The sequence below is a fragment of the Falsihalocynthiibacter arcticus genome (assembly GCF_000812665.2).
GTDB classification, from domain to species: domain Bacteria; phylum Pseudomonadota; class Alphaproteobacteria; order Rhodobacterales; family Rhodobacteraceae; genus Falsihalocynthiibacter; species Falsihalocynthiibacter arcticus.
This window is the reverse complement of record NZ_CP014327.1, coordinates 4,243,133-4,263,778: the sequence shown is the minus strand read 5'-3', so window position 1 is coordinate 4,263,778 and position 20,646 is coordinate 4,243,133. Positions and strand designations below refer to the sequence as shown.

Here is a 20,646-nt window from a genome sequence, read left to right as displayed (position 1 = left end):
CTTAGGCTAAGCCACCGGACTTACGGCACTCAGGTGAAGCTGATTTGAGTGTAGATTATAGAAAATTCAAAAGGGTACGATTATGATTAAATCGGGATATCTGATCGGTGGGGTCCTTTTGTTGGGCGTAGCCCTTATTGGCTGGAAGGTCATGCAGTCCGCAACTACCCCACAAGGCCATTCAATGGCGCCTCCAGACACCAGGGCAATCGCTGAAGGATCGCCGATTGTCGAAGTGCAATTGCCAACCGAACTGTCGGAGAATGCGTCAATCGGCAAGCAGGTTTTCGACGCGAAATGCTCGACGTGCCATGGGATAAATGCCGCAGGGCAAAATGGCGTTGCGCCGCCGTTGGTCCACAAGATTTATGAACCGGGACACCATTCCGACGCGGCTTTTGTGAATGCGGCCCAAAATGGGGTGGGATCACATCATTGGGATTTTGGCGACATGCCTCCAGTGAAAGGTTTAACACGCGCGGAAATCCTCTATGTTGCAACTTACGTTCGTGAATTGCAGCGTGAGAACGGGATTAATTGATGGTGTCAAAGGGCTCTCTGGTTTTGTTTGGGATCGTCAAAGGGATGACACTTGTCGCCATCCTTGTGTTTACGATTTTCCCCCGAGACTTGAGTGCTCATGAAGATCCTAGGGATGTGGCTTCTATTTCAATTTCACACGAGTCCCCTAATCCATCGCATCCACACAAGGAGTTAGAAGCACAATCGGGCCATTGCCATCCCGGAATAGACTGCTTTGTTCCAGCCGTTTTTTTTCTAAATACTGAAATTTTGATTACTCTACGACAAATGCAAACCAATTCTTTTTTTGTTCGCCCCAATGGCGAAAGCTGGTTGCTATTGCATGAAAGTCCCCCTCCGCGATTTTGGTCCTGAAATAGACTTGTTCAAAAAACTTCACGGAGAAAACAGATGAAAACAACACCAATATTAGCGTCCATAGTCGTAGGATTTACTGCCATTGCCGCCTTTGCGCACGGCGGCGCGACGGGGATCGTAAAAGAGCGTATGGATGCCATGGATGCGATGGGTAAGGCAGTCAAATCTGTCGCTCCCATGATGCAGGGAACAACGGCATACGATGCAGAGACAGTCAAACAAGCGGCGGCGCTTTTCTTGCAGCATTCTGGCGAAGCGATGATCTCGTTGTTTCCGGAGGGGACGGGGCATGCGCCCTCTGCGGCCAAGGCGAGCGTCTGGTCAGATTGGGACGAATTCTCCGAACTTGCCGAGCGGCTTGGCGCGTCAGCAGAGGGTTTGGCCAAGGCTGCGGACAATGGACTTATGATGGGCGGCAATACAAGTAAATCCGCAAGCGATATGATGGGCGGCGGTGGTATGATGGGGTCTGCGCCTGCAACCAACATGTCCGTCGCACAGATCGCGGCGATGCCAGCCGATCAAGCCTTCACGATTGTTTCTCAAGTATGCACTGCGTGCCATACAAAATACCGCTCCGAGAATAAATAAATGAGATGGGTATTCAAGTTGGCTCTAGGGTCTGCGGCTCTTGGGGTCGTGGTCATTGGGGCGCTCGTTGTCTGGCCGATTGGTAACAGTCCTGCGCAAATTTCTCTTGAGGGGGATGTTGGTCGAGGAGCCTATCTGGCGCGTGCAAGTGGCTGTATTGCCTGCCACACCGATTTCGAAGCGGGTGGTGCGCCTTTAGCGGGGGGAGTGGAGTTGAAAACGCCCTTTGGCACGTTGTATTCCCCAAACCTAACCGGTGATCCTGTTCACGGGATTGGCGATTGGACCATTGAAGAATTTGCGGTGGCCGTCCGCCAAGGGATTTCTCCTGAAGGGGAGGCTTATTATCCAGCGTTCACCTATCCGTTCTATGCGAATTTCACCGATCAAGATATCGCGGACCTTTGGGCCGCTTACCAAACAGTGGCCCCAGTTGCGGAACCTTCAAAGCCCCACGAAATGGCGTTTCCGTTTGACCAACGTTGGGGCCTTAAACTATGGCGCGCGGCATTCCTCAAACCACCTCGCACCAAGCCAAATCCGGACAATGATGCACTGTGGAATCGGGGGAGGCTTCTTGTTGGGGGGCCACGCATTGTGCCGCCTGTCATACCGCACGAAACTTTGCCGGAGCGCGAAAAACCGACACCGAACACTTCAAAGGCAACGCAACTTTGCCTGGTGGAGGAAAAGCCCCAGCGATTGACTATGAAACGCTGCAAATGCGGGGCTGGACGGTGGATAATCTTGCCTATGCTCTGAGTACGGGTGTGAAGCCCGACGGGGACGCCTTTGGTGATTCCATGGGGGAAGTTGTCTTGTATGGCACGAGCTTCTTGAGCCCTGAGGATCATCGCGCAATGGCCATCTACTTGTTGGATGATCATAGCGGCGGGTGATTGATTGCGCATCACATATTGGAAGTGGGGAGGGGACGAACCCCTCTCCTATGAAGGAACAGAAATGACACAAACACGACGTGATGTTTTGCAAATGGGTGCCGCGTTTGGCGTTGCGGCGATGGTGCCGACATTTGGCCGCGCGCAAACCGCAGATATGCAAAGGATTGTCGCACGCCCTGCCAGCGTTCAACTTGCGCCGCTCGAATACCCCAAGACTGATATTTGGGGGTATGACGGCAAGCTGCCTGGCCCTGAAATACGTGTGCCACAAGGCGGGCGTGTCGCGCGCCGATTTGTGAATGAACTGCCGCAAGCAAGTTCAATGCATTGGCATGGCCTGCGCATTGAAAATGCCATGGATGGCGTTGCGGGCCTCACTCAAGACGCGGTGCCAAGTGGAGACACGTTCGACTATGAGTTTATCGCGCCGGATGCCGGCACCTTCTGGTATCACGCGCATAATCGCTCAACCGAGCAGGTGGCGCGCGGCCTTTATGGCGCGTTGATTGTCGAAGAGCCAACGCTTGCGGATGTGGATCGCGACGAGGTGCTGATCCTTGATGATTGGCTGCTTAATCCGGAAACCGGCCAGCTGGATCCCGATTTTGACGCCCCCCATAATAGTAGCCACGCAGGACGCCGCGGCAATTTTATTGCGACGAACGGAAGCTTTGACTCAACGTGGGAAGTGCCCGCAAATGCGCGGCTGCGCTTGCGCCTTATCAACGCTGCAAATGCACGGGTTTTTCAGCTAGGCCTGTCTGGTCTTGAGGGCTGGATGATGGCGCTGGACGGTATGCCTCTCGAAAACCCTGAGCCGATTCCGGAGGTGATTTTGCTGGCCCCCGGCCAACGCGTTGATCTGTTTGTCGACGTGACCGCCCCTATGGGTGAAACCGCGCATCTGGTCCGTATCGAAGATGATCAAGGCTTTTCTCAAGCCGCGTTCAGTGTGGTTGACGCCCTCGACTCTTCCAAAGAACAACGAGGGGCACCTGTGCCTTTGCCACCTAACCCGAATATGGACGTGCCAAATCTGGAAACCGCACGTCGCATCACTCTTGATATGGAAGGTGGCGCGATGGGGAGTCTGGAGTCGGCCGTTTTGGATGGCGAGAGCATGGATTTCCGCGAGCTTGTGGCGGCCAATCAGTTCTGGTCTTTTAACGGTGTGGTGGGCATGACAGAGACGCCTCTTGCAAGCATTTCGCGGGGCGAAACGGCAAGAATGCGCATCGCCAACAACACCGTGTTCCCCCATGCAATGCATCTTCACGGCATGCATTTTCGTGAAATTGCCGAAGACGGTACGTTGGGTCCTCTCAGAGATACGCTTTTGATCTTCGGGGATGAATCCCGAGAGATTGCTTTTGTTGCGGACAACCCGGGGAAGTGGCTTTTCCACTGTCATATGCTTTCGCATGCCGCGTCTGGCATGATGACGTGGATTGAGGTGGCGTGATGCAAAACCTTTTTCGCGTTCTCAAAATCAAATTTCCCCCAACAGGAGACTTAGTATGAGCATTAGGAATTTAACCACGTCGGTGGCGCTGTGTCTTGCGGTCCCTTTTGCAGCGTATGCAGATGGGGTTAGCGACGAGCGGATAAAAGAACTTGCCCTAGAGGCCATTCTTGAAAACCCTCAAATAGTCATGGAAGCGGTTGCGATCCTCGAAAAACAGCGCTTGGAAGACGAGTCATTGGCCGTGGCTGATGTGCTCACAAGTCAGCGTGCTCTTTTGGAACAAGACCCAAATGCACCGGTTTTAGGCAATCGGGACGGCGATGTGACTGTGGTTGAATTCTTTGACTACAATTGCCCCTATTGTCGAAGTGCGATGGGTGAAGTTCAAGCCATGCTCAAAAAAGATCAAAATGTGCGCTTGGTGTATCGGGAGTGGCCCATCCTTGGCGAGGGTTCAGTATTTGCGTCCAAAGCGGCGCTTGCCGCGCGCAATCAGGGGAAATACGAAGAGTTTCATTGGGCGCTCATGGGTATGAAGGGGCGCGCCGATGAGAAGAGCGTTCTCGCAATTGCTAAGGATATCGGTCTTGATGTCGACGTGCTTCGGCAGGACATGGACTCCCCAGAGGTTGCAGAACATATCGCGAGTTCCATGAGCCTTAGTCAAACCTTGGGGTTCAACGGAACCCCTTCCTTTGTGATCGGCAACCAACTCGTCCCCGGATTCGTCGAACAGGCGCAGCTTTCAGAATATGTTGACGCCGTGCGAGAGGGGCAGGAATGATTGGGCTCCTTTGCGTTTTAAACTCGTAGCGAGTTTGCGCGAACCATTAGAATGTGTGAGGATTTCGGTGAACGGGAAAAGGAATGAATTTATGAAAAAGGGCAACAAAACTGCCATCCTCGTTGCCGGATTGGGTGGCCTTGCCGTGATCGCTTTTGTGGCCATTTCATTCCTCTTAGTTGGCACAGACACGCCCCTATTGAAGCAGCCCTCAAATTCAAACGTTCAGGCTGGTGCTGCTTTGTACAGCGAGAATTGTGCGTCGTGTCATGGCAAGGATCTTGAGGGGCAGCCCGACTGGCGCAGCCAAAATGAAAACGGCATGCTTCCGGCTCCGCCGCATGACGAAAGCGGCCATACATGGCATCACGGAGACGCGTTATTGTTTGAATACACAAAACTCGGAGGGCAGGCTGTGCTGGAGGCTTCTGGCGCAACGGGTTTTACAAGTGGAATGCCGCGTTTCGAGGGCCAGCTCACCGACGAAGAAATTTGGGATATCCTCGCATTTATAAAATCGAACTGGTCTGAACGGGCGCGGTTATCGCAGGCCGAGCGGTCGGAGGGCGAGTAGTCGAGAGGCGATAATATGCTTCCACCACCCTTGTGGTCAAGAATGGTGGAAATAAGTGTCTAAGATAAGGGAGAACTCGCGTAGCCCTCAGTTTTGAGAATTGTCGCCAAAGCTTCGTTATCTAGGCGGCTTGTGACCTCAACGACATGTGCCTCAAGATCAAAGGTCAGGATAGCCGCGGAATCTGCGGCGGTGACAGCTTTTTTGATCGCCGCGGTGCAGTGGCCGCAAGTCATATTTGGAACGGTGAATTTGCTCATGGGTTTTCCTTTTGCTGGTTTTGGGTAAACGTGGGGGTTCCCACGTGGGAAGGTCAAGCCTCATAATTTGCGTAAATATCCCTTTGACCCTGCCTTCATCGTGGTCGGCAGTCGCACTCGAAATAATCGAGGTATACAGGTTGAATTGTTCAATGCGAATGTGTTGACTGTGGGGGTGCAGCATAGGCGTCCCGTTGGATAGCGGATTACCCGATGCGCACACGCGTGCGACGATATTCTGGCCGCTGGGGCCACTCAGATCGTTACGACGAATACAATATTTCACCCCAGCTACGAAATTTCCAAAGCGTCGTTGTTGGCGGAGGCCACGAGAACAACAGGCTCGCGAATATGGTAGATTCATTCCCTTTCTAAACCACAGAAGGGCGCCCCGAAAGACAAACAGAAATCCGGTTAGGAATATTCACATGATGAAACACACCAAAGGACAAGACTCACAGTCCGCTGAGGTGGCGGAAAAGGATATGGTTCCCAAGAATTTTTCCGGAACAATCTATACCTGCCCGATGCATCCGGAAGTCCGTAGAACCGAGCCGGGTGACTGCCCAGAATGCAACATGCATTTGGTGCCCGAAGGCAGCGGCGAACTTCGTGAACACGTTCATCATGGTCATACGGGCCACGAGGCCAAAAAAGAATCCAAGGGGAAGAAAAGCGGTTATGACACAGTGCCCGTGGGCTTTGATGGAGCCGTCTATACTTGCCCGATGCATGCCGAAGTTCGTCAGACCAAATCCGGTTCTTGTCCGATCTGCGGCATGGGATTGGAGCTTGAATCTGCCACGTTGACAGACGACGGCCCGAACCCTGAGTTGATCGACTTCACGCGCAGGTTCTGGGTCGGTGCGGTGCTGACAATACCGTTGCTGATCCTGACCATGTCGCCGTTTGTTGGTGCTGGTTGGATTCGGGAGATATTCGGCGAACGCGCCACTTTGTGGATCGAATTCGTTCTGGCTACACCAGTGATCCTCTGGTCTGGCTGGCCGTTCTTCACCCGTGGATGGACCTCATTTCGGACAATGAAACTGAACATGTTCAGTCTTATCGCAATGGGCATTTCGGCGGCCTATGGTTTCAGTGTAGTTGCCGTTTTGGCACCGAGCATTTTCCCCGACGGGTTTCGCAGTGCGGATGGCCATGTCGGTGTGTATTTCGAGGCAGCGGCCGTCATTGTAACGCTCGTGTTACTGGGTCAAGTGATGGAACTGCGCGCCCGTGAAGGCACGGGAAAGGCGATACGAGCGCTGCTTGATATGGCCGCCAAAACGGCCCGCGTGATCCGTCCCGATGGCAGTGAGGAAGAAGTGGCTTTGGAGGACGTGCTTGTCGGTGACCACCTACGAGTTGTTCCCGGCGACAAGGTGCCAGTGGATGGCACTGTCATCGAAGGGCATTCGTCGATTGATGAAAGTATGATTTCTGGGGAGCCGGTTCCGGTTGAGAAAGTCGCGGGCGACACGGTCACAGGTGCCACAATCAACGGCACTGGATCGCTGGTGATCGCGGCGACGCGTGTGGGTGCGGATACCATGCTAAGTCAGATCGTCGAGATGGTGGCAAGCGCCCAACGCTCGCGCGCACCAATTCAGAAATATGCGGATACGGTTGCCGGATACTTCGTCCCAGCGGTGATCCTCGCCGCGATTTTGGCCTTTTTCGGTTGGGCGTTTTGGGGACCAGATCCAGCCCTTTCCTATGGGTTGATCTCGGCCGTGGCCGTGTTGATCATTGCTTGTCCCTGTGCCCTTGGCCTCGCGACGCCAATGTCGATCATGACCGCCACGGGGCGCGGCGCACAGGCGGGCGTACTGATTAAAAACGCCGAAGCGCTGGAGCGGTTCGAAAAGGTCGACACGCTGATTGTGGACAAAACCGGCACCCTCACGGAAGGCAAACCACGTCTTGTCGCAGTCCTGCCAGAACCGGGGCATGACGAGGCCGAGGTATTGCGACTTGCGGCGTCGCTGGAACGAGGCTCTGAACATCCTTTGGCCGAGGCTATTGTGCGCGGTGCAGAAGACCGTGGTGTTGCCATGGTTAAAGCTGAGGACTTCGAAGCGATCACGGGCAAAGGCGTCAAAGGGGTGGTCGACGGCAAGGCGGTGGCGCTTGGAAACCTTGCCCTGATCACCGACATGGGGCTGAAAGCCGACGTCTTGATTGCCAAGGCGGACGCACGTCGCGACGAGGGTGAAACCGTAATGTTCGTCGTTTTGGGTAATGAAATTGCAGGGTTGGTCAGTGTGGCAGATCCAGTCAAGGAATCGACACCTGCTGCGTTGAAAGCCCTTCATGAATTGGGTTTTCGGATCATCATGGCCACTGGAGACAACGAACGTACGGCAAAAGCGGTCGCTGCCCGTTTGGGCATCGACGAAATCCGCGCGGATGTTTTGCCCGAGGATAAGGCGCGGATAATTCGCGAGTTACAAGCCGAAGGCCGCAAGGTTGCGATGGCGGGTGATGGCGTGAATGATGCGCCCGCATTGGCGCAGGCCGACGTTGGTATTGCGATGGGGACGGGGGCCGATGTGGCAATCGAAAGTGCGGGCTTCACGCTGGTCAAAGGTAACCTTGACGGTATCGCGCGCGCGCGTCGCCTGTCGCATGCAACGATGCGCAACATTCGCCAAAACCTGTTCTTTGCATTGATCTACAACGCGGCGGGTGTGCCGGTAGCGGCGGGTATCTTGTTCCCTTTTCTGGGAATTCTGATCAGCCCGATGTTTGCCGCCTTTGCGATGTCAGCCTCATCTATCTCCGTAGTCGCGAATGCGCTTCGACTGCGCCGGTTAAAATTCTGAAGGAAAGGACAACAACCGATGAACCGCATAATCTACATCTTTGCTACGGCCTTTGCCCTAATCGGCATGGCCGAAATCTTCTATTTCTTTTTCTGGGGAGATTATTTGTTTCCTGGGGTGAGTCTGGCCGCTAAGGCCGTCTGGGTCGCCTCTTGCGGGATCGCGATGGGGGCGGTCATTGGCGCGGTAACTTTGTTGTTGGTTGAGGGCCGCACATCGGGCAGGGCTGCAATACTGGCGGGGGCGGCCATAGTGACCACTGTTGGCAGTTATTGCGCATGGCTTTGTAGCCGCGTCGATGCAAAATTCGAGTATTTCGGTGGGCCGGAAAACGGGACACTCTTCATCTTGTCGGGCGTCATACCAGCCATCGCTGGTGGCCTGCTTTATGGCTGGTGGCTCTATGGCAGGGAGCAAGGGATTGGTCATACGCTTTGAACGATCCCCACCCCCCCTCTTGAGGCTGGTTTTGTCCTGTGGTGGCGCACATGGAGGACAATGGGACGCATGATTAAGGCGATAGATGCATCAGAGATGGGGCTTCTTAGCGTGTCGCTAACGACAAAAACTTAGAAAGGAGAAAGTGAATGAATGGTTTTGGAATGGGCTTTGGCGGCCTGTGGATGATCTTAGTACTGGTTCTTGCCGTCTTGGCGATAGCCGCTCTGCTCAAATATCTGCGCAAGTAAAACAAATTGCCGCAGCTTCTGGCGGGTATTGGAAACTCCAGCCTTACCCAAAAGTCTAAGTGTGATCAGGGCTGTCTTCGATGCGGCCACCGGTTCTGTCGCCATGTGTAATTATCAACGTGATTTTCGTTGTAAAATTGATTTGGCGGGACCAAGTAAGCAAACCAAAATAGAGGCAAATGTATGACACATTCACACGGCGATGACGATTTCAAAAAGGGCTCCATCAGCTTGGGTGGGGCGGTTGGCATGGGGACGGGCGTTATGCTCGGTGCAGGCATTTTTGCGCTGACTGGCCAAATCGCCCAGCTGGCGGGGCCGTATTTTGCCCTGTCTTTCGTGCTCGGTGCAATCGTTACGTCCTTCAGCGCTTACAGTTACATCAAAATGTCCAACGCTTGGCCGTCCTCTGGAGGGATAGCAATGATCTTGCAAAAGGCCTATGTTCCCGGTGCCATTGCCGCTGCTGCCGCGCTTTTGATGGCCCTATCGATGGTGATCTCCGAAAGCCTTGTGGTACGGACATTCGCCACATATGTCTTGCGGCCCTTCGACATCGCAGGCGGCCCGCTGGTGCCGATATTGGCGGTCGGGGTGATCCTGTTCGCATTTCTTGTTAACATTTCGGGTAACCGGACGGTCGGCCTCCTTTCGATAGTTATGGCGGTCATTAAAATCGGCGGGATTGCGCTGTTTGGAATAGTTGCCTTGTGGTCTGGTGGCTTCAGTCTTCCAGAGACGAGCAGCAGTGCAGGAGGGTTTAGTGCCACCGGATTCGTCGCCTCCGTAGCGCTGTCGATCCTCGCATTTAAGGGGTTTACCACGATCACCAATAGCGGTTCAGAAATCACCAACCCCCATCGCAATGTGGGGCGCACTATCATGATCTCGATTGCAATCTGTGTTGTGATCTACCTTTTGGTGGCCTTTGCCGTTGGGTCAAACCTTACCATTGAACAGATCGTCGCAGCAAAAGACTATTCGCTGGCAGAGGCGGCCTCGCCTGCATTGGGGCAATTGGGGTTCTATTTCACGGTTGTTTTGGCGGCGGTGGCCACAGCATCTGGCGTAATGGCGAGCGTTTTTGCGGTCTCGCGGATGTTGGCAATGCTGACGGACATGAAGATGATACCACATAGCCACTTCGGAATGTCCGGCTCTATCCAAAGCCATACGTTGGTCTACACTGTGGTCCTCGCTTCTACGCTGGCGGTGTTTTTTGATCTGGGCCGGATTGCTTCACTTGGAGCATTTTTCTACCTCGTCATGGACATGTTGGTGCATTGGGGTGTGTTCCGAAGCGTGCGAAAAGAAATTGGTGCGAGCGCGGTAATCTTGTTATGTGCGCTGTCGTTTGACGCCATTGTTCTCGTCGCGTTCACAATGATGAAGTTGGCGTCGGATCCATTGATCGTGCTTTTTGCCGCTATCGGGATTGCTACAGTCTTTGTCTTTGAGCGCATCTATCTGTCACGTTGGACCGCTCCACAGGCCGAAGGTGGACACTAGCGTGCACCCTAGATAAACTGGTTGGCACGCCGCGGTTCGCCCTCGCTGATTAGGAGCCTTAACTCCATTTCCGCGCGGGAACTGCTCAAATCTTAAGGCAGACGGGCAACTACAATCCGATGAATCGCACACTCGGCATTCGTTTGATCGTTTGCACATCATTTTCATAAATCGCCGTGAGCTCTTCGACATAGGCGTCGTCCCACCCAGGCAGGTCGATTTCGGTTTCTATTTCATCGGGTTTCGCGAATTTATCTAGGAAGGCGGCGATAATGCTACCCTTTTGCACATCGTTTTGGGGGGATGCGCCTCGAGATATCCCAAAAACCGCTTCATCCCTTCGGGCGACATGATTTCTTCAACAAGGTCGTATTCGCCGTCAAAGGAATAGCCGTCCTCAATCCCTGACAGCGCCGAGAGAATGTGGGACCAAATTAAGGGGGTGTCTTCGTTGCACCAAACCGTCACCGGCGCGTGGGGGTAGGTGTCGGTAATCGCTTGAATGACGGTCGACCATCGCAGGGCCTTTGGGTCGCTCCCCGCAAGGTAATCGAGGTAGTCCATTTTCGGGGTGCGCAAACAGAGTTCGGGAATAAGAACGGCCGGATTGCAAATTCCTAAATGGAATTCCAGTTCATAACCGTGAAACAAGTTGCTATAGCTTGTAATTTTGTCTGTTATTTGCGGATAGAAATTCGGGCCATCAAACACGCGCGGCGCGACGCAAATGAAGTTTTCGTTAGACAAAACCAGACGGTCAGCATGATCTACTTCGAGAATGGTATCCAAAAGGGCTTCTTGGGTTTCGACGCTCGCACGTGCCCCCCCAAGGGCCGCGATGGTTTTGCGAATAAGGTTGCGATAGCGTCCAGGTCCAGGAACCACAACTCCACGTCCAGATAAATGCCTTTTGTTCTTAAGTAAGCCTTTAAGAAGTTTGTCATTATCGGTTGAGTGTGCTCCCAAATGGAAAGCAATCTGCATGCGTTTAGCCCCTATGCGTCTTGGGGCCGCGTTGCGCGGCACCTGTGAAGGTAATATACGTGGTTTTCTGGACAGGCAAACCGCTTTCCTTTAGCAGTTCCGCGATGAGAGAAAAAATGAACCCCACCATAGTTGACAAACCCCTATTCTCGCGTGGTTTAGCACGGTTGCGACCAAATGTTTGGTCGCTGGGGGCCGTGCTCATTGCGGCCCTTGTGTTGGCCCCGATTGTGTCTGTTATCTGGATAGCCTTTCATCCGGTTGAAAATATTTGGCCCCATCTTTTGGCCACCACGTTGCCGCGCTATTTTGCCAATACCCTGATTTTGATGTTGTCCGTGGGCACGCTAAGTGCGGGAGTTGGTATGGGGGCGGCATGGCTTACCACCATGTATATTTTTCCAGGGGTGCGATGGTTTCAATGGCTCCTGCTGCTGCCCTTGGCGATCCCTGCTTACTTGGGCGCTTATGGTTTGGTTGATTTCTTAGAGTATGCGGGCCCCGTGCAAACGGGATTGCGCAATATCATGGGCTATAGCAATCGTCTGGATTACTGGTTCCCAGAAATTCGGTCTATGTATATGGCCGTCATTGTCCTTACGGCGGCGCTGTGCCCCTATGTTTTCCTCCTGTCACGGGCTGCATTGCGCGAACAATCTGGCGGCAGTTACGAGGTGGCGCGGGCATTGGGGGCAGGGCCGTTTAAACGGTTTTGGCGCGTTGGTGTTCCGTTGGCGCGTCCTGCAATTGCGGCAGGTGTGGCTATTGTGATGATGGAAACCGCTAGCGATTTTGGCACGGTCGAGTTTTTTGCCGTCCAAACCCTGACGACCGGAATTTTCAATACGTGGCTTGAGAGCAATAACGCTGGTGGCGCAGCCCAGATCGCGGGCGTTGTGCTGTTACTTGTTCTCGTATTGGTTGCGCTTGAACGGGTGGGGCGCAAGAATAGTCGGTACCACAATACCGCCCGCCAATCCCGCGCAATTATTGCCATTCCGCTGACGGGCGTGCGGGCATGGATCGCCAGTTTCCTGTGTTTCATTCCCTTCGCCGTTGGGTTTCTTTTGCCCGCTAGTGTGCTCACCTATCATGCGCTCACAAATCTTGAGGCGTGGCAGAACCGCGGCTTGATCGAAGCTCTGGGGAATACATTGCTCGTGGGGATTTCCGCAGCCTTTCTCACCGTTTCCGCAGCGCTATTCCTCGTTTATGGCGTGCGGTTGACAGGGCAAAAACTCCCCCGCTTGCTCCTGCCCGTCACCACCTTGGGATATGCCGCACCAGGAGCTGTTTTGGCCGTCGGCGTGCTAATCCCGATGGCGGCGATGGACCACGTCATTGCCGATTGGGCTGAGGCCGTTTTCGACCGGAATATCGGTCTGTTGATGACAGGTACAGGATTTGCGATCATTTTCGCCTATTGTGTCCGGTTTTTCGCAATTGCACAGGGAGCCATAGACGCCGCTATCGGCCGTGTCGCCCCCAGTTTGCCCCTTGCGGCCCGCTCTCTCGGCAAAACCGCAGGCGGTACCCTACGGCACGTCTATTTCCCCCTTATTCGCGGTTCTGTCGGAACAGCCCTCCTGTTGGTTTTCGTCGATTGCGTCAAAGAACTCCCCGCGACGCTCCTCTTGCGTCCCTTTAATTTCAACACCCTAGCAACTCGCGTTTACGATCAAGCAAGCCTTGAGAATCTGTCTGACGCAGCCCCCGCCGCAATTCTGGTCATCCTCGTCGGATTGACCGCCGTCCTCCTCCTTGCGCGCACACACAGACAGAGCCATTGAGAGATGAATATGATGAATTTCAGTAAGAAATCCCGTTCCAGCAAAACTTTCTTCATTTTCGCAAAAATCCTCCTTGCATCCCCCATCCGAGGTTGCTAAATCACCGCCACAGTGCCCCTATAGCTCAGCTGGTAGAGCAACTGATTTGTAATCAGTAGGTCCGCGGTTCGAGTCCGTGTGGGGGCACCACTTTCCAATCCGAACATATCCAATGACATCCGATTGAAGCTTGTTTATAAGGGTTTCTAACGATTTGTTGTCCTATCCCGTCCAGTCGTGTGCGGCTGTATCCTGTCTGAAAAGGGGGTACTTTGGGGGTAGGAGTGGATTTAGGAAGATTGGATACCCCCAGCATGGCGCTTACAGATGTAAAGATAAAGAATCTAAAGCCTAGAGCGAAATCTTATAAAGTAAGCGACTTTGATGGTTTGTTTGTTGCTGTTCAGCCAAGTGGGTCGAGGCTCTTTCGATTTAAGTATCGGTTGGATGGGAAAGAGGGTTTGCTTTCATTCGGTAAATATCCCGATGTTTCGTTGTTGCAAGCAAGGCAAAAGAGAGACGATGCACGAAAACTCGTTGCTGCTGGAATTAATCCAAGCTTGGCAAGACAAGAAGGCAATGCGCTTCGACAGCAGGAAAACGCAAATACCTTTGAAAAGATTGCTGCGCTCTATTTGGCCAAGATCACGATAGAAGGCCGAGCGCCTGCAACTTTGAAAAAAGTATCGTCTTTTATCGCCATCGCGAACAAGGATTTCGGGCGCTTGCCAATCAATGATATTTCGTCTGCAATCGTTCTAAAGACCTTGAAAAAGAGTGAAGCCAAAGAACTCTACGAAACCGCGCATCGCATTCGGTCCACTGTAGGTGCGGTGTTTCGCTACGCAATCGCAAACGGGTTGACTGAAAACGATCCAACGTTTGCATTGCGCGATGCGCTTATTCGGCAAAAGACAAAATCACGCGCTGCAATAACAGACAAAGATGCACTTGGCGGATTGCTGCGAGCAATCTCAGGTTATAATGGGCAAAACACCACACGTTTAGGGTTGGAATTGCTGGCAATCGTCACAACGCGCCCCGGAGAATTACGCTTAGCTGAATGGGCAGAATTCGATTTTGAAGCGAATGTCTGGAAAATTCCAGCCGAGCGAATGAAAATGCGCATTGAACATGCCGTGCCGTTGCCAAGACAGGCGATTAAATTATTGTTGGAATTGAAAGAAGAGACAGGTCATGGGCGGTTGCTTTTCCCATCTACCCGTTCATTTCATCGCCCCATCAGTGAAAACACCTTGAACGCCGCATTGCGCCGAATGGACTATACTGGCGAAGAAATGACTTCGCATGGATTTAGGGCAACATTTTCGACTTTAGCCAATGAAAGCGGCCTTTGGCACCCCGACGCAATTGAACGTGCTTTGGCACATGTCGAACGAAACGAGGTGCGTCGTGCTTATGCACGTGGGGCGTTTTGGGAGGAGCGTGTGAAGATGTCAGAATGGTGGGCGGAGTTTTTGGACGACTTGCGAGCAGGATAGAAGTCTGCGACGTTACCTGCAGGTCTAGAAATGCCGCCATGGTCTGTTACTCTAGCGTTTGAATTCTAGCAGATATTGCGAGATGCAAAAACGGTACTTCCGGCCCAAAGCCACCGCCCGAGCCAAGCGCAATGAATGGCAACTTCAGTTATTTAGCGGACGATCATATTGGGTTCCGCCCAGCTTAAGAATAGCACTTGGTGAACACACCTCCAGAGGAATTCAGACGGCCTCCTCTTCAGCATCCACGGCCAAACCAATCTCGATGGCCTTAGCATAGAGCGCATTCAGGTCGCGGCTCGAAATCCCGACCAGGAACTCGGAATGATCTTTGTATCCATACCCTGCTTTCTTTGCTTCGAGCAGAATAAAGTCTTCGGCTGTCCGTGCTCCAGCGACTGTGTCAAACTGGCTCGATGACCTCTCGGCCCACTTTGCCTCCCCTTGGTTCAAACGACGATACCGGTTTAGGTCTTCAATCCTTTCTACGGCTTTCCCGGAGCCGACTTTGAAGGTCAATCCATGGGCGTCATAGATCTGAGCGATATAAAGATGGGTACCGGGGTCGACGTTCGCTGATGCGCGCATCCCGGCCTTTTGGCGCCAAGGGCGATGGAGAGAACCTTGGAATGGCAACCTTTCGGTCGCTTCGTCTTTCACCTGTTCACGGACATTGAGCGACATAAGGCGGCCAACCTCCTCTGGTCGCATCTCGTGGATGCTTGCTGCGCCTTGCATTCCCTTACCAGCGTGGTCCGGGATCAGTGTGTCGTTGCTTTCCTGTTCGATGAAGGACCATGTCCGCGACACGGCAATGCCATAAGGCCAACGGAATCGCCCATCTCCCTCCCTATAATGCTCGGGCGGTCGCCTCACTCCTGGTCGCAGTGTCTCGACATCTACCTCCTGAACAGGATCTGCGATCTCGACAGCTCCCGCAAGTCGCCCGCGTAGCATAGGGTCAGATTCTTTTGCGTCGCTGGTAAGATAGACAATGATGTCACCGGGCTGGATATAGCTTAGGATGCGCTGCCGCGTACCGTCGTGGCTCAGCGCCAGTGCGTCGTACTCTGGGACGTCAGGCCCCCCCAAGTCTTGGTCCAATAGTATCGGCGGTTCATGCAATCAGTCTCTTGGCTCTATTGATTTGATGGTAATCCTTCAGAAGAACTAGTTCCAGAAAAAACACGGACTGGGCTCCGTTTAGCTGCCTTTTGTCCGAGGCGCAGCGAACTTCCGCTTTCCGCCCATGGTGTTGACCGTAGCGAACGGCCCATTCCCGACCTTCGTGCATTGCGCAGCGAACGGCAGGTCCGAGCCAAAAGTACACAGTGGTCATTGTGCAGTGCAGCTGGGGTTGCGGCTAAGCTAACTTCTAATTTAGGCTGTGATCAGTCAGGAAATTGACTGTCTTTCGTGTGATGCATTCGTTATGGTATGTTGCTTCGTGGTTTCCGCCTATTCTTCCTTTGCAGTTCGACTTCTGGCCCTTTCATGATTAGAAAAACGGCATTTAAAGAGATCATGGCGATGCCAGTCAGTTCAAATAACCAAATCATCCTCATAGCACCGAGTTCAAAACTTATGAAACGGTCGAAGTGGTGAAAACCGGCTGCCCGCGCAACAATAAATGTCATTAAGAAAGAGAAACCTAGGAAGGCGAGCCAAATCCGAGAAAGTCCCCTCCGCAGGCTCCATGCAAAAACTAACGTAGAAATAAGGCTAAGCGCAGAAAATATAACGATGAACGTCACTTGAACGGTTTGGCGCTGATCGTACCAACCTTGCGTTTTCGCAGTACACCGGCCGAACGCGGTTAATGCCGTTTGTAGGTCCAGTTGCTTGTTCACTGACAACAAGACTAAGAAGACGGTCATAACAAACCAAAAAGCACGTTGGTTTGAAGATCGACGTATGAGAACCAATGCAGTCAAAAGACCGGCTATTACATAGGAAAAAACCGTTATCCAACCCAACAGTGTCGGGTCGCCTATCGTGGGTGACCACCTACTGAATACACAGCTCTGTAACTCATCAAACAAACGACATAACCTTGATCATTGTATAGTCTACAGGGCAATATATAGACGTTGTGTAGCGACCTTGGCAAATAGTCGCGGAAGGTCTGCTTCTTCCGGCGGCTTCAACTAATCGACGCAACACTCTAGCTAAGCTTAATATCTGATGCTCCTTGATCAATGTTGCTATCCAATTTCAATGCTTCATCAGCTTCGCTTATCGCATTGGCCGGTTCGGGCGACGGTTTTTTAATAAATAATCTGCTGGAGCGCCTTACCGAGTGTCCGGCGACACCGGTGACCAAAACAACACATGCGTAATCAGCGGTGAGAAACAGCGGTTACCAGCATGGCTCAAAAGCACAGAAGAACGTCGGGCGGGAGTTGAGGGAAAAGCGCTGGATACCGTTTCATTCAGTCTAGCCGGAGAAAGCTAGGGTCGGTCATCCCATTAGTGGTATCACAAATGCAACACTTAAGCGGCCTTGCTATGCAACATCTGCAGGAGATTGCCCGAGGATGGGACCGCAGGTAGTCTGCAAGGCAGCATGAGTGCAATTTTTTAGCCATAGGTGACGCTAATAGGAGAAATTAGTTGTGTCCACAGCCAGTTATGATTATGCGCGGTTTATCGCAGCCGTTGGAATTGTGGTATTCCACGCAGGCTCATTCGGGGCTACGATCGGCTACGCGGCCTTACCATTTTTCCTTATGCTGATTATATATAATGGCTGGAAATCGGCGGCGAGTGCCGATTTTCTCAGATACATTAATGGCCGCGCGGAGCGATTACTCAAACCTTGGCTTGCTTGGTCTGCTGTGTATGGGGTCTTAAAGCTGGTTGAGGTCGCGGTCGCTGACACAACTCTGTCAGATGAGTTCGCCCCATATATGCTGCTCACAGGTCCAGCCATTCATCTCTGGTTTCTCCCCTTCGCTTTTGCAATCTGCTTACTTCTCTGGCCTCTGACCCGCATGGGAGCGATGCCGGTAGGCGTGGTCGCGTTTTGTGTTGCTTTGGTATTGCAAGGCTATATTCAGGAGCAAAACCTGCCCATTCCGCTCGCACAATGGGCGCATGTGGCTCCAGCGGTCTGCCTAGGCTTTAGCTTGGCTGCCATCTCTCGCAGGGTCGCGATCGTCTGTGCATTCACGGGCCTTTCCTTCGTTTTCGGATGGACGGCAGGTCTGCTGCAAACCACGCTAGCAGCATTGTCTATTATAGCCTGTGGTTGGATAATCGTTCCCCGAACGCCCATTTCCAAGAAACTAGCCGCTGCGTCGATGGGCATTTATCTGGTCCACCCTCTGGTTTTTTCAGTTTTCCAACGAACCGTGCCGCTTGAAAAAAATAGCTTGGCCTCTGCTATTTTGGTAGCAACGGTATCTTTGTGCATCGCTCTGACGTTGATCCATATGAAAATGTTGCTTTCGCCAAAGGCCACTTCACCCAACTAGCGGTGCTCTATCCTTGTGAAAGTCGCAGCGAGACTGAAAGTTGCAATCGGGATAGAACCGGGCAAAGCCAAGGACGAAAGCACATGGGGCAAAGTGTTGGAGTATTTTGAACCCGCTGTTCAGCTTGGCCTGACCGCAACTCCAAAGCGCAAAGTGAACGCCGATACCTATTCCTACTTTGGCGAACCCGTTTACACCTACGCCCTACGCGACGGGATTGAAGACAGCTTAGCGCTACTTGGAACGTCGACAGGAGCCCTCGGGTGCCATTTGATTTTCGACACATGGAAGCAGGGTATGCCAGCGATGTTAACTGGAACACTCTCAGCCATCGTTTTGTGGAGTAGCAAAGATTTTATCTTGAGCTCGCTTGGCCTGTAGCGCCAATAATTCGCAAAGCAGACCTTAGCACGATCCGCAGCGAAAGTCGGCAACCCGCCCATGGTGTTGACCGTAGCGAACGGCCCACAGCCGACTTTCGATCAAGCCGCAGCGAATGGCGGCAAGGAGCCCATTGTGCGAATTCAGTTTTCGCGCTGCGTGCGCTCGCAGCTTAAAAAATGCTGCAAATGCGCTGATTTGTCAGGCGCAACCTAGCAGTCATTTCGTTCATTAGCCGCCGCTCCCCTGAAGTTTAGCTTTGTTGGCAATATTGGTGTCAGACACGTTCGGAATCTTGAACGGCACCTGGCAAAAGCACCGTTTTTTAGTGGAAAGGTGGCGTGAATATTAAGTTCACATTTCTGAAATCAAAAACACTACTCGTATCAGTGCGTGTCTATACGCGGAAGGACTGCCTCGAACCTCCCTGAAATGCTGATGCTACGACTAAGATCAGGTTCGTCCTGATCAGCCGCTTCGTAATAGGCAGTTGTGCTGAATTGACCAGCCACAGTGGCGCTTGTCTCTGTTTCGACGTACCTTTCTACACTTATCGTTGATCCATCCTGCGATAGGTCCGCGACCCAACCCCATTCTTCGCCGCCCTCGGCGTAAAAGAGAAACCCCGAAAAAAATTGATCTACCTCTGTGGGTTCTCCCGAAACGCGGTGAAATATATTGAGCATTAACGGGATCCCGCTCGTCTCTTCGGTAGCCCAAAGCGCCAAAGATACGATGCCCGCAAACTGTTCCGACTGCGGGGCAAACGCGGATTTCGCATCAGCGTCATCGAGGCCCAATGCCGCGTCCGCTTGGCTGATGATCGTGAACACAAAATCCTTGCCGTCAATCTGCGTGGTGATCTGCCCAGTTGCCTCCTGCGCAGCAGCAAAGTTTGGCATTATGAGGCTAAGGATGCCTGCAGCGATGACTGCAAAAATTACCCGCATCTTATTATCCTTTATATGAATATCTTCGGCCGACATGATAGGTGACCGCTGTGTTCTGCCTTCGCCATTACAGATCGTCTTATTTGGTCAACTCACGGTAAATAAGCCGAAAAAGCTAATGAGCGTGTCGATCTGCGGATCGTCCGTCAGCGCATTTCCGCATGTTTTTAATTGCGTTTTTTGCCCGTCGCGTGTGATTTCAAAGATGTAATCTGCGCCGTCATTATATGATGGGCAAACCCCCGTGAACACAGAGCTTTCGAGTGATTGCAAGCGGTCGGCGGTTAGCGGTTGTATCAAAGCAATATAATCCTGCGTACTCAATACGCCAGTTTTTTGCTTAGGTTCACCTCCGAAACTTCCAGGTAGCGTATAGGTTATTGTGCCATTTGGGGACAGCGTGTAAAATGCGCAGGCACCCATCAGCTGGCATCCGCCCTGCATCTTGGCGCTAATTTCAAAGGTCGCCGTGGCCGTTTGTGCTGTTAGCTGGATATTTGAAAATCCAAACACCGCTGCCGTTGAGAAGATCATTCCAAAAAATCTGTTCATTGTCGGCTCTTTGATTTATTTTTAAGTGCCATGATCAAAGCCCGTTAAATGTATCAAAATTTGATTTGAAGTTTGGCGCGAGCCATGTGGGCATGCCGTCAGCAAATACCGCGCTCCAGTGACCACCTGCAGCGGCGCAGCGGTCAGTTTCGGAATCCGTGAATGCGCTTGTCAAAACTAAAGCCTCTGCGCCGCCGCTGCAAAACCGCGCAATCGCGGCTGTGCGGCTATCTGGCATCGGCTGCATCGTTAGGCCCTTGCTGGCCAATGCGGGCGTTAGCTTTGCCACACTAGTCGCCTCGCCCGTAAGGCGCGCCATTCCCGTCTCAGGCATCGCTGCTGAGGGTGTTTCATTTTCGGTCACACATGCAGCCAGTGCTGTGGCGCAAAATAGGAAAGTCAAAAGTTTTGAAAATTTAGTCATTTTGTCCTCATTTTGGTTTGAAAATAAAGCAGTGGCTGGAACGTTT

The 20,646-nt window shown here is 52.6% G+C and carries 19 protein-coding genes, 1 tRNA gene and 1 pseudogene; 15 read left to right on the top strand and 6 right to left on the bottom strand.

From position 1 onward, the window contains the following. Positions 1-82 precede the first annotated feature (82 nt). The 7 genes from RC74_RS20960 (at position 83) to RC74_RS20930 (ending at position 5,216) form a co-directional block, all read left to right on the top strand. Positions 83-541, top strand: coding sequence for a c-type cytochrome (locus RC74_RS20960; RefSeq protein WP_039002332.1), 459 nt, complete (start codon positions 83-85; stop codon positions 539-541). 392 nt (positions 542-933) lie between these two features. After that, on the top strand, positions 934-1,491 hold the full coding sequence (locus RC74_RS20950) for a c-type cytochrome (protein WP_039002334.1): 558 nt from the start codon (positions 934-936) through the stop codon (positions 1,489-1,491). Next, positions 1,492-2,253 carry a c-type cytochrome gene (locus RC74_RS20945; protein ID WP_470295037.1) on the top strand — a complete coding sequence of 254 codons (762 nt, stop codon included), beginning with the start codon at positions 1,492-1,494 and terminating at the stop codon, positions 2,251-2,253. It begins immediately after the preceding gene. Continuing rightward, a complete protein-coding gene (locus tag RC74_RS23900; RefSeq protein WP_470295036.1) occupies positions 2,229-2,390 on the top strand; it encodes a hypothetical protein in 162 nt (53 codons plus the stop codon). Before RC74_RS20945 ends, RC74_RS23900 begins: the two co-directional genes overlap by 25 nt. Positions 2,391-2,454: 64 nt before the next feature. Next, entirely contained in the window at positions 2,455-3,855 is a 1,401-nt protein-coding gene (locus RC74_RS20940; protein WP_039002336.1) for a multicopper oxidase family protein, read from the top strand. Between the two features lie 55 nt (positions 3,856-3,910). Then, positions 3,911-4,642: a DsbA family protein gene (locus RC74_RS20935; protein WP_039002337.1), complete on the top strand. Its 732-nt coding sequence runs from the start codon at positions 3,911-3,913 to the stop codon at positions 4,640-4,642. Positions 4,643-4,733: 91 nt separating this feature from the next. Beyond that, complete coding sequence (locus RC74_RS20930) at positions 4,734-5,216, top strand: c-type cytochrome (RefSeq protein ID WP_039002338.1); 483 nt, start codon at positions 4,734-4,736, stop codon at positions 5,214-5,216. 59 nt (positions 5,217-5,275) lie between these two features. On the opposite strand, the gene RC74_RS20925 is transcribed toward RC74_RS20930, so the two are convergent. After that, positions 5,276-5,476, bottom strand: coding sequence for a heavy-metal-associated domain-containing protein (locus tag RC74_RS20925; protein ID WP_039002339.1), 201 nt, complete (start codon positions 5,474-5,476; stop codon positions 5,276-5,278). 527 nt (positions 5,477-6,003) lie between these two features. On the opposite strand from RC74_RS20925, the gene RC74_RS20920 reads away from it, so the two are divergent. The 3 genes from RC74_RS20920 to RC74_RS20910 all read left to right on the top strand — a co-directional run bounded on the left by RC74_RS20920 (position 6,004) and on the right by RC74_RS20910 (position 10,502). After that, the gene (locus tag RC74_RS20920) at positions 6,004-8,304 is read left to right on the top strand and encodes a copper-transporting P-type ATPase (RefSeq protein ID WP_156477577.1); all 2,301 of its coding nucleotides are present in this window, start codon (positions 6,004-6,006) and stop codon (positions 8,302-8,304) included. 18 nt (positions 8,305-8,322) lie between these two features. Beyond that, positions 8,323-8,742: a hypothetical protein gene (locus tag RC74_RS20915; RefSeq protein WP_039002340.1), complete on the top strand. Its 420-nt coding sequence runs from the start codon at positions 8,323-8,325 to the stop codon at positions 8,740-8,742. A 434-nt stretch (positions 8,743-9,176) separates the two neighbouring features. Next, on the top strand, positions 9,177-10,502 hold the full coding sequence (locus RC74_RS20910) for an APC family permease (protein WP_039002341.1): 1,326 nt from the start codon (positions 9,177-9,179) through the stop codon (positions 10,500-10,502). Between the two features lie 255 nt (positions 10,503-10,757). On the opposite strand, the gene RC74_RS20900 is transcribed toward RC74_RS20910, so the two are convergent. Then, entirely contained in the window at positions 10,758-11,486 is a 729-nt protein-coding gene (locus tag RC74_RS20900; protein WP_062628397.1) for a hypothetical protein, read from the bottom strand. Positions 11,487-11,602: 116 nt separating this feature from the next. Between RC74_RS20900 and RC74_RS20895 the strand changes: the two genes are divergently transcribed. The 3 genes from RC74_RS20895 (at position 11,603) to RC74_RS20885 (ending at position 14,817) form a co-directional block, all read left to right on the top strand. Then, positions 11,603-13,276, top strand: a complete 1,674-nt coding sequence (locus RC74_RS20895; protein ID WP_052274832.1) for an ABC transporter permease — start codon at positions 11,603-11,605, stop codon at positions 13,274-13,276. 113 nt (positions 13,277-13,389) lie between these two features. Then, positions 13,390-13,465: transfer RNA gene (locus tag RC74_RS20890), tRNA-Thr, on the top strand. 164 nt (positions 13,466-13,629) lie between these two features. Then, positions 13,630-14,817 (top strand): tyrosine-type recombinase/integrase, encoded by a 1,188-nt coding sequence (locus RC74_RS20885; RefSeq protein ID WP_062628396.1) that lies wholly within the window; start codon positions 13,630-13,632, stop codon positions 14,815-14,817. Between the two features lie 222 nt (positions 14,818-15,039). On the opposite strand, the gene RC74_RS20880 is transcribed toward RC74_RS20885, so the two are convergent. Next, positions 15,040-15,942 carry a hypothetical protein gene (locus RC74_RS20880; protein ID WP_062628395.1) on the bottom strand — a complete coding sequence of 301 codons (903 nt, stop codon included), beginning with the start codon at positions 15,940-15,942 and terminating at the stop codon, positions 15,040-15,042. Positions 15,943-17,432: 1,490 nt separating this feature from the next. Between RC74_RS20880 and RC74_RS20865 the strand changes: the two genes are divergently transcribed. Together RC74_RS20865 and RC74_RS23825 are read left to right on the top strand one after the other, a co-directional pair. Further along, positions 17,433-18,293, top strand: a complete 861-nt coding sequence (locus RC74_RS20865; RefSeq protein ID WP_039002792.1) for an acyltransferase family protein — start codon at positions 17,433-17,435, stop codon at positions 18,291-18,293. Between the two features lie 60 nt (positions 18,294-18,353). Continuing rightward, a pseudogene (locus tag RC74_RS23825) lies at positions 18,354-18,518 on the top strand (DEAD/DEAH box helicase family protein); the annotation flags it as partial. Between the two features lie 542 nt (positions 18,519-19,060). Here RC74_RS23825 and RC74_RS20855 read toward each other — a convergent pair. The 3 genes from RC74_RS20855 to RC74_RS20845 all read right to left on the bottom strand — a co-directional run bounded on the left by RC74_RS20855 (position 19,061) and on the right by RC74_RS20845 (position 20,600). After that, positions 19,061-19,624, bottom strand: a complete 564-nt coding sequence (locus tag RC74_RS20855; RefSeq protein WP_156477538.1) for a hypothetical protein — start codon at positions 19,622-19,624, stop codon at positions 19,061-19,063. A gap of 87 nt (positions 19,625-19,711) precedes the next feature. After that, positions 19,712-20,176, bottom strand: a complete 465-nt coding sequence (locus tag RC74_RS20850) for a hypothetical protein (RefSeq protein WP_039002796.1) — start codon at positions 20,174-20,176, stop codon at positions 19,712-19,714. Positions 20,177-20,210: 34 nt separating this feature from the next. Continuing rightward, positions 20,211-20,600, bottom strand: a complete 390-nt coding sequence (locus RC74_RS20845; protein ID WP_156477537.1) for a hypothetical protein — start codon at positions 20,598-20,600, stop codon at positions 20,211-20,213. Positions 20,601-20,646: the final 46 nt, after the last annotated feature.

Coding starts and splice junctions, on each gene's coding strand:
- RC74_RS20960 (WP_039002332.1), top strand. CDS start 83: ATGATTAAATCGGGATATCTGATCGGTGGGGTCCTTTTGTTGGGCGTA.
- RC74_RS20950 (WP_039002334.1), top strand. CDS start 934: ATGAAAACAACACCAATATTAGCGTCCATAGTCGTAGGATTTACTGCC.
- RC74_RS20945 (WP_470295037.1), top strand. CDS start 1,492: ATGAGATGGGTATTCAAGTTGGCTCTAGGGTCTGCGGCTCTTGGGGTC.
- RC74_RS20940 (WP_039002336.1), top strand. CDS start 2,455: ATGACACAAACACGACGTGATGTTTTGCAAATGGGTGCCGCGTTTGGC.
- RC74_RS20935 (WP_039002337.1), top strand. CDS start 3,911: ATGAGCATTAGGAATTTAACCACGTCGGTGGCGCTGTGTCTTGCGGTC.
- RC74_RS20930 (WP_039002338.1), top strand. CDS start 4,734: ATGAAAAAGGGCAACAAAACTGCCATCCTCGTTGCCGGATTGGGTGGC.
- RC74_RS20925 (WP_039002339.1), bottom strand. CDS start 5,476: ATGAGCAAATTCACCGTTCCAAATATGACTTGCGGCCACTGCACCGCG.
- RC74_RS20920 (WP_156477577.1), top strand. CDS start 6,004: ATGCATCCGGAAGTCCGTAGAACCGAGCCGGGTGACTGCCCAGAATGC.
- RC74_RS20915 (WP_039002340.1), top strand. CDS start 8,323: ATGAACCGCATAATCTACATCTTTGCTACGGCCTTTGCCCTAATCGGC.
- RC74_RS20910 (WP_039002341.1), top strand. CDS start 9,177: ATGACACATTCACACGGCGATGACGATTTCAAAAAGGGCTCCATCAGC.
- RC74_RS20900 (WP_062628397.1), bottom strand. CDS start 11,486: ATGCAGATTGCTTTCCATTTGGGAGCACACTCAACCGATAATGACAAA.
- RC74_RS20895 (WP_052274832.1), top strand. CDS start 11,603: ATGAACCCCACCATAGTTGACAAACCCCTATTCTCGCGTGGTTTAGCA.
- RC74_RS20885 (WP_062628396.1), top strand. CDS start 13,630: ATGGCGCTTACAGATGTAAAGATAAAGAATCTAAAGCCTAGAGCGAAA.
- RC74_RS20855 (WP_156477538.1), bottom strand. CDS start 19,624: ATGCGGGTAATTTTTGCAGTCATCGCTGCAGGCATCCTTAGCCTCATA.
- RC74_RS20850 (WP_039002796.1), bottom strand. CDS start 20,176: ATGAACAGATTTTTTGGAATGATCTTCTCAACGGCAGCGGTGTTTGGA.
- RC74_RS20845 (WP_156477537.1), bottom strand. CDS start 20,600: ATGACTAAATTTTCAAAACTTTTGACTTTCCTATTTTGCGCCACAGCA.